We start from the raw sequence: 12,061 nt of genomic DNA, 5'->3' as shown, positions 1-12,061 counted from the left end.
TGTGGCGATCTCAGTCGGGTCTGTCGAAGTCGACATCGTCCCCAACACGCGGAACATCTACCCGCGACTGCGGACCGCCCTGGAGCCGGCAGCCACCCGCGCGGGCGAGGATGCCGGTCGGGCCGCAGGGCGTTCCTTCGGGCCCGCCATGCAGGCCCAGGTCGGCGCCATCGGCACGTCCATCGGCGAACAGATCGGCCGGCAGATCTCGTCCCGGATCACTGCCACCGTGCGGGACTCCCTGCGCGAAGGCGTGGTCCAGGGCGGCCGGACGGCGCGCGCGGCCGCCGCGCGGCAGGGCGACGAGGCCGGCGGAGCATTCAGCCGCAGCCTCAAGACCCGCCTCGAGGCCGCATTCCGCAGCCTCCCCAAGATTGAGATCGACGCGAGCACCTCCGAGGCCGACGCCGACCTGCAGGCCCTGCGCGTGCGCATGGAGACCCTCGCGTCGCAGCGCATCGGCATCGACATCGACGCCGAAGCCGCGAAAGCCGAGATCCGGCTGATCGAGGCCGAGCTCCAGCGCCTGGGCTCCAGCCACCCGAACGTGCAGGTCCGCGCAGACACGGCCGCGGCACGCACGCAACTGGCCGCGGTGCGGGCCGAGATTGATGCGGTCGACGGCAAACGCGCCCGCATCGACGTCGACACCTCCGGCGCCGTCTCGGCGGTCCTGCAGCTGGCCGTCGCGCTGGGCGGCCTGGCAGCCATCCCCGCCATCCCCGTCATCGCCGCTGGCGTCGGGGCGATCGGGTCGGCCGCCATCGCTGCGGCGGCTGGTGTGGGTGCCCTGGCGGCCGCCGCGGTCCCCGCGATCCTCGGAATCGGCAGCGCCCTGCAAGCCCAGAAGGCCGCCCAGGACGCGACCGCCACATCCACGCTTCGGGGTGCACAGACGGCCGACCAGGGCGCGTCCCGAGCACTGCAGCTCGCTGGCGCCCAGCAGGCTCTGGCGGCTGCCCACCGCAATGCCGCGCGGCAGATCAGCGGCGCCGAGCAGGCTGTGGCTGACGCTGTACGCTCCTCGGCCGACGCGAACCGGCAGGCCGCCGAGCAGGTGAAGGCCGCGCGCCAGTCTCTCGCGGACACGGTGCAGCAGGCCGCGGACCGACAGGAGGCCGCCGCCGATGCAGTCGTCCGGGCGGAGGAGTCTCTCGCGGACGCCCAGCGGCAGGCCCGGCAGGCTCAGCAGGATCTGACGCAGGCACGCAAGGACGCCGCTCTGGAACTGGCCGAGCTGGGGGACCGGCTTACCAACTCCCAGCTCTCCGAGCGCGATGCAGTCCTGTCGGTCGAGGAGGCCAGGGCCCGACTCGCGGCCGTCCAGGCCAAGGGCGGCAGGGCGTCGCTGGTCGAGCAGCAGCGGGCACAGCTGGCCTACGACCAGGCCGTTCAGCGACTGAAGGAGCAGAGGGAAGAGACGGCTCGGCTGGCTGCCGAGAAGAAGGCCGCGGACAAGGCCGGCGTCGATGGCTCCGACACGGTGAAGGACGCCCAGGAGCGGATCGCGGAGGCCGAGCGGAAGGTCGCCGAGGAGCAGAAGAACCTGGGTAAGGCCGGCAAGGAGGCAGCGGACCAGCAGATCGCTAACCAGCGGGCCATCGCTGAGGCGCAGCAGAAGGTTGCCGAGGCCTCTCGGAACGTAGCCCGCACTCAGGAGGACGGGGCGCGCTCGGTGCAGCGCGCCCAGGAATCCTTGGTGGCCGCGCAGCAGTCGGCTGCGGATTCCATCGCCTCCGCGCAGCGTCAGATCGCCTCCGCGTCGCAGTCTGCGGCCGGGGGCGTCGATCAGGCTGCCCTGGCGCAGGCGAAGTACCAGGCTGCGCTGGACAAGCTGACCCCGTCGGCGCGCGGTACGTTCAACGCCTTCACCTCCCTGAAGACGGCGTTCATCGCCTGGTCGGAGTCGTTGCAGCCGACGATCATGCCCATCTTCACGAGGGCGCTGGAGGGCATGAAGAACAGCCTGCCCGGCCTGACTCCCTTCGTGCTGGCAGCGGCGTCAGCAATCAAGACGCTGCAGGATCGGGTCTCCAAGGGCTTCGACTCGCCGTGGTGGAACCAGTTCCGCGACGAACTCTCAGGCGCGGTCGAGCCGGCCATCGTCGGCCTCGGTGTGTCCTTCGGCCGGATCTTCAAAGGCATGGCCGGCATCATCGACGCCTTCCTGCCCCATATGGACTCGATCTCCGCGCGCATGCAGACCATCACCGGGAGGTTCGCCACCTGGGGCACCAGCCTCAAGGGCACCGCGAAGTTCGAAGGCTTCCTGGCCTACTCGTCCCAGCAGGGCCCGATCCTGGCTGAGGCGATCGGCGCCATCACCAACGGCTTCTACCAGCTCGCCAAGGCCTCCGCGCCGCTCTCAGGACCGGTCCTCACGGCGCTCGGTGCGGTCGCCGCAGCCATCGCTTCTGTGGCGGAGACCCTGCCGTGGCTCATCCAGCTGTTCTATGCAGCGTGGATCGCGACGAAACTGTGGACGCTGTCGCTGATCATCTTCAACGCGGTGATGGCCGCGAACCCGATCACGCTCATCATCACGGGCATCGTCGCCCTCGTCGCGGCGGTGATCTACGCCTACAAGCACTGGGGATGGTTCCGCGAAGCCGTGCAGGCCGCCTGGGCGGGAATCCAGACGGGCGCCCGTTACGTCTGGGCGATTCTGCAACCGATCCTCGCCGGCATCTGGACCGCCTTGAAGGCGGTCGGCGCGGCAGCTATGTGGTTGTGGACCAACGCCATTGGGCCTGCCTTCAGGTTCATATGGACAGCCGCCAAGCTTCTCTTCACGATCGCCGCAGTCCTGGTGATCGGCCCGCTCGTGCTGCTGTTCAAGGCGCTCGGGGCGACGGCGATGTGGTTGTGGAAGGAGGCCATCCGACCTGCGTTCTCCTTCATCGGCGACTTCGCGATCTGGCTCTGGCAGACCGCAATCCGCCCGCAGTTCCTGCTGTTCAAGGCCGGGCTGGAGCTGATCGGCAAGGTCGCGAAGTGGCTGTGGGAAAACGCGATTCGCCCTGCGTTTCGCGCGATCGGCGAGGTCGTCAAATGGCTGTGGATGTTCATCAAGCCGATCTTCGACATGATCGCCGCAGGCGCGAAGTGGTTGTGGGAGAAGGGCATCAAACCCGCCTTCGACGCCATCAAGAAGGGTGTCGGGCTCGTCAAGGACGCCTTCGCGGCGGCCCGGGACGGCATCGGCACGGTCTGGGAGAAGATCAAGGACCTGACGCGGGCCCCCATCAAGTGGGTCATCGACATTGTGTACAACAAGGGAATCCGAGGCCTCTGGAAGGCCGCATCCACCGTGCTTCCGATCAAGGAGCTGCCGGCGTTCAAGTTCGCCCAAGGCGGCTCCGTCTTCGGTCCCGGCACTGCGACCTCCGACTCCATCCCCGCACTGCTCTCGAACGGCGAGCACGTCTGGACCGCGCGCGAGGTCCAAGGTGTCGGCGGCCACGCAGCGATGGAGACCATGCGCCGACAGGCCGCCCGCAACGCCTTTGCAAAGGGCGGCCCCGTCGGCGCCCACGGAGGCCCTGGCGACTGGTTCGGCGGCGCCCTCGACAAGCTCGGCAGCGCCATCGGATCGGCGAAGGACTGGATCCTCGGAGGGGTGTACAAGGCGGCGAAACTCGCCTCGGCGCCCATCCGCGCCCTCATCAAGAACATCCCGGGCACCGACAACGGATTCGGATCACTGGTGCGGGCGGTGCCGACATCGCTCCTCAACGCTGGCCTGAACGCCATCAAGGGCGACGAGGACAAGGCGCTGTCCACGGGCGGGAGCTGGCTCTCACCGGTCTCGGCGCCCTACGGCACGCGCTTCGGCGTCGCCGGCGGCATGTGGTCCTCTGGCCGGCACACCGGCCTCGACTTCCCGGCCGCAGTCGGCAAAGCCGTCACCGCTGTGGCCACCGGTCAGGTTGCCGCAGCCAAATCGGGCGGACCCTACGGCAATCACATCCTGCTCAATCACGGCGGCGGGCTGCAGTCCCTGTACGCCCACCTCTCAAAGATGGTCGCCACCAGCGGCGCTGTCACCGCGGGCCAGCTGATCGGACGAGTCGGAGCCACCGGCAATGTCACCGGCCCGCACCTGCACCTCGAAGCGCGCCTCAACGGCGTCCCCGTCGACCCGATGGCGTACCTCGAAAGCGGCGGGCCTCCCGCCGTCGGCGGGGCAGGCGTGGCGCGGTGGACGCCCACCGTGCTGCGGGCGCTCAGCATGCTGGGCCAGCCGGCCTCCCACCTCGGCGTCACGCTGCGGCGCATGCAGCAGGAATCCGGCGGAGACCCGAACATCGTCAACCGCTGGGACAGCAACTGGCAGGCCGGACACCCCTCCGTCGGCCTGATGCAGGTAATCGGGCCGACGTTCCGGCAGTACGCGGGCCAGTTCCGTAACACCGGACCCTTCTCCTACGGGGTCTCAACGTCGCCCCTGCCGAACGTGTTCGCCTCGATGCGGTACGCCCTCGCCCGCTACGGCAGCCTGCCCGCCGCCTACGGGCGCCCGGGAGGCTACGACTCGGGCGGCTACCTGCAGCCCGGTCTGAACTTGGCCTACAACGGCACAGGTCGGCCCGAGCCCGTGTTCACAACGCAGCAGGCGAACGCCCTGATGCGACTGGCCACCGCCCCAGCTGGGGGCGGATTCACCCCAGGGCAGGAGGTGACGCTCGTGGTCCAGGACGGCCCGACCCTGCGGGCCTACGTCGACAGCAGGGCCGACAGCCGGGTCAACGCCAGCAAGCAGCAAGCGCTCGCCGTCATGCGCGCCGGACGAAGGGGGTGACCGCATGGCCATCCCCGGGAACAAGCTCGCCAGCGCAACAGAGTCGATGGACCCATCCATCTCCGGCTGGACCGCCGAGCTCAACTGCGCCATCAGCCAGGGGACGGGGGGCCGTAATGGCGACAAGACCCTGCGTCTTACTTCGACGGCTTCAGGAGAGATGCGGGCCAGGACCGCGTCCATGTACAGCGTTGTCGCAGGTCAGGAGTATCAGGCGTTTGCCGACGCATCGGGCGCGACGGTGCCCGAGCGGATCGGGATTCGCTGGTTTCAGGGGGGTTTCCCGGTCGAGATCTCGGTCACGTGGTCGCTGACCACCGCCACTGCGTCATCGTCGTGGCACCGGATCTCCGTCTCTGGTGTCGCTCCTGCCGGGGCCGGCTTCGCCCAGGTGGTGTTTTCCTCCACCCCGGCCGCGGGAAGCGTGATCAGCGCATTCGAGAATGCGTACCTCGGAAGCCCTTTCCGTACTATGGGCAATCTGCTGTCCGCGGATGCCGAGAACACTGAGCACGCCACCCTGAAGTGGGCGGCCGAGTCGAACTGCTCGCTTGCCCGGCAGGCGCCGATGGTGCAGTGGCCGGTCGACGACTACTACTCCGGCGGCCACGTCCTGGCCATGACCGTCACGGCCAACGGCAACGCAGCCATCAAGACCACCGAAAAGCCGTCCGCAACCGCGGGCACCGAGTACATCGGCTACGCCTACCTCAACCCGCCCACCGCTGGCTCCACCACCTGGGTCGAGCTGCGCTTCTACAACGCCGCGGACTCCCAGCTGTCCGCGACCCGGGCGAATCTCGCGGCGCCCGGCACTGGCTACTATCAGCAGCGCGTCTCCGCTGTCGCCCCCGCCAGCACGTCCTACGCCGTGCTCGCCGCCGGGATCACCTCCGGCACCGCCGCGCAGGTCGTCCGTGTCGACCGGGCCGTCATCGCCGCAGCACCCGTCATCCGCGAGGGCTCCGTCCTGCCCTACGCCGACGCGAGCTTCGAGAGGGACCAGGGCTCCTGGACGGTCATCAGCGGCGTGGCGACCCTGGCCCGGTCCACGCCGTGGGGGACGTACTCCACCGACGGCGGCTACGCCCTCACCGTGTCCTCGGCGACCGCCACCACCTCTGTCATCCGGTCCGCGAAGTACGCGATGGGCGCCGCTGGCGGGCAATCCCACCAGCTGCAGTTCACTGCGAACGTCACCGCGGGTGGCTGGACGATGAACCGGTCGGTGCGCTGGTACGACGCCTCCAACAACGACCTCGGGCTCACCTCGTCCGGATCGGCAGCAGCGCCGACACCGAACTGGTGGACGCTCAGCAATTTCGTCACCGCACCGGCCAACGCGACGCAGGCCGCGGTGGAGCTCTCCCTCACCGCCACCGCCGGGTCCTCCGCGCTGCGGCTGGACCAGGTCGCCCTGCTGCTCGCGTACCCGACCATCGACGCTGTCGGCGACGACGGCAGCGCATCCATCACCCTGACTCTGCGGGAGCTGACCCTCGGCTACGGCCTGAGCGTCTGGCGCGTGCTGTCCGACGGGTCCCGCACCCTCGTCCGTGGGCCGACCGGCCTGATCTCCGGGGACACCATCACCGCTGACGTCGCCGTCATCGAGGACTACGAAGCCCCTCTCGGCGTACCCGTTTCCTACTACGTCGAGATCCTCGAGCCCGGCGAGACGGTGCCAGAGTCCCGCACCAGCGTCTCTGTGACCCTCGATCCCGGCGACTCGAACTGGGGCTGGCTGAAGGACCCGGGGAGGCCTCAGCGCAACGCGAGGGTGCTGATCGCGCGGGCACCGGCGTGGCAGCGGCCGGTCCAGCAGGCCGAATACCGGGTCCGTGGGCGCCGGAACTCGGTCGTCCTCTCCGACGTCCGCGGCGGTCTTGAGGGGGATCTGTCCGTTTTCACGGAGACCGACGAAGAGCGTGAAGCTCTTCATCTGCTCCTCGATCCCGGGTCCGTCCTGCTGTGGCAGGCGGCGCCTGGCCTCGGGGTGAGCGACATGTACGTCACCGTCGCCGCCGTCGCAGAGGAGCGTGGGGGCGGGATCGCCAGCGACTCCTGGCGCACCTGGTCCCTGCCGCTCAAGCAGGTGGACATGCCTGTCACCGTCGGCGTCGCCGGATCCGCCGGCCGTACCTGGCAGGACGTCCTGTCCGAGAACGCCACCTGGGCCGACGTCCTCGCGCGCTACGCCACCTGGGAGGACGTGTTCCTCAACCGTCCGATCGGAGGCTGAGCTTGTACGCGGTTTCCGATCGATTCCTGGCGGCCATCACCGAGCCCCACATCGTCGTCACCGAGATCATCCTGTTCCGGCCTGACGGCACGGTCGAGACGCTGGAGCACACAGGCGGCAGCGTCAGCGTGGACCGTAAGTCCGCCAGCCGGCGGACTTGCAGCGTCACCCTGCCCACCCCGTCCCTGATCCCCAGAACGCCCGTCGACCAGCTGGCCACCTACGGGGCACGGCTGCGGATCTCCAGAGGGATCCAGTACGGCGACAGCGACACAGAACTCGTCCCCCTCGGTGTCTTTCGCCTGGACGAGGTCGGAGGCGACGCCGACGAGGGGCCGGTCACCCTGTCCGGCAAAAGCCTCGAGTGTGTCATCGCCGATGACCGGTTCACCGCCCCCTACCGGGCGACCGGCACCGCAGTCGGCGCCATCACCGCCCTGATCACGCGCTCCCTCCCAGACGCCGAAATCGTCTCCACCGCCGCCGACGCGGCGATCGGCCCCCGCACGTGGGACATCGAAGGCGACCCGTGGGCGGCAATCCTCGAGCTGGGGACGGCGATCGGGGCAGAGGTGTACTGCGACGCCGACGGCGCTTTCCGTATCGCCGAGCTACCTGACCTGCTGGCCGTCGACCCCGTCTGGACGATCGCCGCCGGAGAGGGGGGCGCCTACGTCAGCGCCGACCGCGGCATGAGTCTCGACGGCGTCTACAACGGCGTCCTGGCTCGCGGCGAGAACACGGAGTCCGGGGTCGCGCCAGTGTCGGCGCTGGTCACAGACACGGACCCGACCAGCCCCACCTACTGGGACGGCCCCTTCGGGCACCGCCCCGCCTTCTACAGCTCGGCGACCCTGATCAACAGCGGGCAGTGCACGTCCGCAGCCACGCTACGCCTGCGGTCGGCGAAGGCCCCGAACGCCTCGGCGGACATCAGCGCCCTGCCCAATCCGGCGGTCGAGCCCGGCGACGTCGTCCGCGTGCACTACCCCGACGGCACCAAGGAACTCCACCAGGTCGCCTCCGTCTCCGTCCCGCTCGAGCCGGGCGGGGACTTCGTGGTGCACACCATCGCCGCGAAGGAGGACGCGTGAATATCGACGCTGCACTTGCTGACGCCTTCCTGGCGCAGGCGGCGAAGGAGGGCGCGGCCACCCCCGCCGTCCGCGGCGCCGACTGGCGACTCGCCACCGTGGCCACCGTGGGATCCAGTGGCACGGTCACGACGACCGACGACATCGTCGCCCGCCGTACCGAGCACTATCTCGACCCGGCGGCCAGCGACTTGATCGTCATCAGTCAGTCCAGCTCGGGGAACTGGCTGGCACTCGGGCGACTCGGCGCTGGCACTGGATCCGCGTGGACCACCTGGACGCCGACCTGGTCAGCCACCGGCACCGCCCCCGCGCTCGGGAACGGCGCCCTAGACGGTCAGGTGACGCTACGCGGCGACGAGTGCCATGTCGTCGTCAACCTCGTCATGGGCAGCACGACGACCTACGGCACGGGCCAATACCGCTTCCTGATGCCGTACACGGCAGCCAGCCTGCCGCACGCCTCAATGCACTGGACGGGCTCCGCGATCGGCACAGACCCGGGCGGCGGTTACTACGCGGGCTCATGCCGCCTCTTCGGAGGCAGCGACTACCTCATGGTCATCAGCCCGACGACCGCCACCGGCTCCACGCCCTCGGAATGGAACCCGACAAGACCGTTCACCTGGGCTAACGGCGACAGCCTCGGCCTCGACATCACCTACCGCATCGCCTAGGAGGCCGCATGCCCACCACGGATGCCTATGGGCAGAGCGTCTCCATCGCCGCCCTCACCGACGCCCCGAACGCCGAGACGCTGGCCTACAACATCGTCAACAGCCTCACCGCCCGGTCGGTGATGCGATTCTCCACCGCATCCGCTCGCAACGCGGCTCTGCCCTCACCGACCGCCGGCATGGTCGCCTTCCTCACGACCGAGAAGCTCTTCACCGGCTACGACGGCACGGCTTGGGTCGTCCTCGCAGCTGGAACGTCGGCTTGGACCACGCCGACCCTGGCCGGCGGCTACTCCGGTGACGGCAACTCGAACGGCACACCGCAGTACCGGATCGTGAACCTGTTCGGCGAGCAGTACGCAATGTGGCGGGGCGGCGTCAACATCCCCTACACCGGCAGCACGATCGGCAACACCGGCCTGATCCTCAACGCGGCACTTCCTGCGGCGGCGCGCCCGACGAGCCTGCGCACGGTCACCGCCGCCTGCTCCGCAGCGACGTCGTCCAGCCTCAGCCTCAAGGTCGACTTCCAAACGGACGGCCACGTCAAGATCGTCGGCACTGGGTCGGGCGTCACGCCCCCCTGGATCAGCCTCAACGGCATCACCTACTCCCTGTAAGAGGAGCCCCAATGGCCATGTTCCCCACCCTCGAGCAGGGCGGACCCGCCTACCGCATCCAGCTCTGGAGCCCCAACGTCGGCGGCCTCGCGTTCGTCATCGGCTGCCCAGAATCGCCCGACGTCACCGGGCCCGCCTTCGACGCCCGCCTGTGGGACTTCGCCGCCGACTTCGACGTCAGCATCACCGGCCTCACGAAGTACGCCACCAACGGCGCCGAGCTCGAAATGCCGAACCCCTGATGGCCGCGCCGCTCACCGCCGACGCCTTCCTCGCCGCCCTGAGGGCCGAAGGCGTCCGCGTTCAGGAACACCCTGGCTGGCGCACCCACAACCGCACAGCACCCCCCGGCCGCCCTTGGGGACCAGTACACGGCGTCATGGTCCACCACACCGTGTCTGCCGGGTCCGCGAGCACGGTACGGATCTGCCGCGATGGGTACGCCGGCCTGCCGGGCCCGCTCTGCCAGGGCGTCATCACCAAGGACGGGGTGTTCCACCTCATCGGCTACGGCCGCTGCAACCACGCCGGCGGCGGCGACCCGGACGTACTGGCCGCCGTGCAGGACGAGAACTACGACGTGCGCCCACCTGTCCCGAACGTCGGGAACGTCGACGGCATCGACGGCAACGCCCGCTTCTACGGGTGGGAATGCGAGAACCTCGGCGACGGCAAGGACCCCTGGCCTGACGCCCAGCTCGACACCATCGAGCGCGCCTCGGCCGCGGTATGCCGCGCCCACGGCTGGTCCGCCAAGTCCGTCATCGGGCACAAGGAATGGTCTGACGACAAGTCCGACCCCGCCGGCTTCACCATGCCCTGGATGCGCGGCCGTATAGCAGCGCGCCTCGCCGGCAGCACCACACCCCCGGAGGAAGACATGGCCACACCCGCCGAGATCGCCGCAGCCGTCTGGAACCACACCGAGCCGAACCCCGTGGCCGGCGGCGCTCCGGTCCGCATGGGCGCCGTCCAGCGGTACATGGACTACGTCCATGGCAAGCAGACCGCCGCCATCGAGGCCGTCCCCGCCGCCGTACTCACGCCTGAGCAGATCGCCAGCGTCGCCACTCAGGCCGCCACCCAGGTCGCCGGCTCCGCGGCCCTGGTCGAGGCCATCGCCGAGAAGGTCGCCGCCAAGCTGGCCGCCCGCCTCGCCCAGTAGCCCCACCTCACAGAACGGGACCCACCCATGGAACTCCTCCCCACCGGCGAGACCGTCATCAAGACGGCCTTGACCTACGCCCGCGACCTCGTCGAGCGCGTCATCACCACCTTCCTGCAGGCGTTCATCGGCGCACTGGTCGTCACCCAGCCCCTCGACCTGAGCATGTGGCGCACGGCCGCCCTCGCTGGCGTGGCCGCCGCGGTCGCTCTCCTCAAGGGCCTCGTCGCGCGGATCGTAAGCGTCACCAACAGCGCCTCCCTCGCCAAGGGGGTGTAATGCTCCGCCGTGCGGCCAGCCGACTCGCTCGACGTCTCGGCCGCCGCGGCGCGATCCTCTCCTCCTACGGAATCGTCTGGTGCCTCTATGGCTTCGGACAGCTGGTGACACCCCAGCCGGACCAGCGAGGCCTCAAGCTCGCGCTGTCCGCCTTCCCCCTCGACGCCTGGGGGTGGCTGTGGATCGCCGCCGGCATCATCGCAATCGTGTGCGCGTGGGCTCCGCCGGGCCGCGACGCTGCAGGATTCGTCGCCCTGGTACTCATCGTCGTGCCGTGGATGACGACCTACCTGGCCGCCTGGATCGCAGGGAACGCTCCCCGCGGCTGGGTGGCGGCAGCGATCTGGATGCTCATCTGCATCCCGGTCTTGGTCGTGGCGGGATGGCCCGAGGCTCCCCGCCGTAAGAGAGCGGAAGCCCCGTATGAACGCTGACTCATGGATCCAGGTCGGCGCGGCCACGGCCGCAACCGTGGCCGCCGCCTTCGCTGGCCGCTCCGCGCGCCGCTCCAAGCGGCAGGAGAACCGCGACGACTTCACGGCGATCAGCGAGCAGCAGGGCAAGGCCATCGAGCGCCTGGAGAAGAGGATTGCTCTCCGTGAGGCGGAGGCGGAGGCCCAGCGGGAGCGGCTCGCCGAGAACGATGAGGCCGTTGCATGGCTTGTGGTGCGGATCCGCGACCTGGTGGGCGCCATCAGGAAGACCGGAGGGGAGCCCCCCACACCCAGGCCGATGTCCGCCAGGGCGGCCCGAGTCCTTCACCGCAGCGACGTGTAGGGGAGGTCCGGTGACACGCACCGACCCGCGGCCTGTGCGCCGTCGCCCGCCCGGCGCGGACATGCAGACGCTCGTCGACCTGGGCCTTGCCGACGAGCAGCGCAGGCCCCCGCCCGACCCGCCGCCGGGACCGACGCCGGAGGAGACGAAGGCCGCGGAGCTCGACGCCGCGCTCGTCGAGGCTGGCATCGTGAAGGGCTCCAGGGACGGCGAGGCCGTGGCGGCACTCTCCAAGCTGTCAGCCGAGACCGTGCAGACCGTACTGAAGTGGGTCAAGCACGAGAAGCCGACCAAACCGACGCCATCGGAGAAGTGACGACGCCCCCACCGCCGAAGCGGTGGGGGCGTTTTCGTGTGTCCTGGCCCGCGATAACCCCCATACAACTGGGCCCTGTTGGGTAGACGT

General features: G+C 69.5%; 11 protein-coding genes. All 11 read left to right on the top strand.

What is annotated here, in order from left to right:
- The first annotated feature begins 1 nt into the window (after window position 1).
- The 11 genes from ACZ7H1_RS27945 (at window position 2) to ACZ7H1_RS27895 (ending at window position 11,971) form a co-directional block, all read left to right on the top strand.
- Entirely contained in the window at window positions 2-4,801 is a 4,800-nt protein-coding gene (locus ACZ7H1_RS27945) for a peptidoglycan DD-metalloendopeptidase family protein (protein ID WP_470790548.1), read from the top strand.
- 472 nt (window positions 4,802-5,273) lie between these two features.
- Window positions 5,274-7,043 carry a hypothetical protein gene (locus tag ACZ7H1_RS27940; protein WP_470790547.1) on the top strand — a complete coding sequence of 590 codons (1,770 nt, stop codon included), beginning with the start codon at window positions 5,274-5,276 and terminating at the stop codon, window positions 7,041-7,043.
- 2 nt (window positions 7,044-7,045) lie between these two features.
- Complete coding sequence (locus ACZ7H1_RS27935; protein ID WP_470790546.1) at window positions 7,046-8,137, top strand: DUF5047 domain-containing protein; 1,092 nt, start codon at window positions 7,046-7,048, stop codon at window positions 8,135-8,137.
- Window positions 8,134-8,814 carry a hypothetical protein gene (locus tag ACZ7H1_RS27930; protein WP_470790545.1) on the top strand — a complete coding sequence of 227 codons (681 nt, stop codon included), beginning with the start codon at window positions 8,134-8,136 and terminating at the stop codon, window positions 8,812-8,814. The genes ACZ7H1_RS27935 and ACZ7H1_RS27930 overlap by 4 nt, the downstream gene beginning before the upstream one ends.
- An 8-nt stretch (window positions 8,815-8,822) precedes the next feature.
- Entirely contained in the window at window positions 8,823-9,434 is a 612-nt protein-coding gene (locus tag ACZ7H1_RS27925; protein WP_470790544.1) for a hypothetical protein, read from the top strand.
- Window positions 9,435-9,445: 11 nt separating this feature from the next.
- Window positions 9,446-9,676: a hypothetical protein gene (locus ACZ7H1_RS27920; protein ID WP_470790543.1), complete on the top strand. Its 231-nt coding sequence runs from the start codon at window positions 9,446-9,448 to the stop codon at window positions 9,674-9,676.
- A 152-nt stretch (window positions 9,677-9,828) separates the two neighbouring features.
- Window positions 9,829-10,599, top strand: coding sequence for a peptidoglycan recognition protein family protein (locus ACZ7H1_RS27915; RefSeq protein WP_470790542.1), 771 nt, complete (start codon window positions 9,829-9,831; stop codon window positions 10,597-10,599).
- A 27-nt stretch (window positions 10,600-10,626) separates the two neighbouring features.
- On the top strand, window positions 10,627-10,878 hold the full coding sequence (locus ACZ7H1_RS27910; protein ID WP_470790541.1) for a hypothetical protein: 252 nt from the start codon (window positions 10,627-10,629) through the stop codon (window positions 10,876-10,878).
- Entirely contained in the window at window positions 10,878-11,312 is a 435-nt protein-coding gene (locus ACZ7H1_RS27905; protein ID WP_470790540.1) for a hypothetical protein, read from the top strand. Before ACZ7H1_RS27910 ends, ACZ7H1_RS27905 begins: the two co-directional genes overlap by 1 nt.
- Window positions 11,302-11,655, top strand: a complete 354-nt coding sequence (locus ACZ7H1_RS27900; RefSeq protein WP_470790539.1) for a hypothetical protein — start codon at window positions 11,302-11,304, stop codon at window positions 11,653-11,655. The genes ACZ7H1_RS27905 and ACZ7H1_RS27900 overlap by 11 nt, the downstream gene beginning before the upstream one ends.
- A gap of 10 nt (window positions 11,656-11,665) precedes the next feature.
- A complete protein-coding gene (locus ACZ7H1_RS27895) occupies window positions 11,666-11,971 on the top strand; it encodes a hypothetical protein (protein WP_470790538.1) in 306 nt (101 codons plus the stop codon).
- The last annotated feature ends 90 nt before the right edge of the window (window positions 11,972-12,061 follow it).

It is taken from the genome of Streptomyces sp. NPDC037401 (assembly GCF_055602345.1).
This window is presented reverse-complemented; position numbering and strand designations above follow the sequence as displayed.

What these genes read in the sequence shown, in the direction of transcription:
- ACZ7H1_RS27900 (WP_470790539.1), top strand. Translation starts at nt 11,302, where the DNA reads ATGAACGCTGACTCATGGATCCAGGTCGGCGCGGCCACGGCCGCAACC.
- ACZ7H1_RS27920 (WP_470790543.1), top strand. Translation starts at nt 9,446, where the DNA reads ATGGCCATGTTCCCCACCCTCGAGCAGGGCGGACCCGCCTACCGCATC.
- ACZ7H1_RS27910 (WP_470790541.1), top strand. Translation starts at nt 10,627, where the DNA reads ATGGAACTCCTCCCCACCGGCGAGACCGTCATCAAGACGGCCTTGACC.
- ACZ7H1_RS27905 (WP_470790540.1), top strand. Translation starts at nt 10,878, where the DNA reads ATGCTCCGCCGTGCGGCCAGCCGACTCGCTCGACGTCTCGGCCGCCGC.
- ACZ7H1_RS27940 (WP_470790547.1), top strand. Translation starts at nt 5,274, where the DNA reads ATGGGCAATCTGCTGTCCGCGGATGCCGAGAACACTGAGCACGCCACC.
- ACZ7H1_RS27925 (WP_470790544.1), top strand. Translation starts at nt 8,823, where the DNA reads ATGCCCACCACGGATGCCTATGGGCAGAGCGTCTCCATCGCCGCCCTC.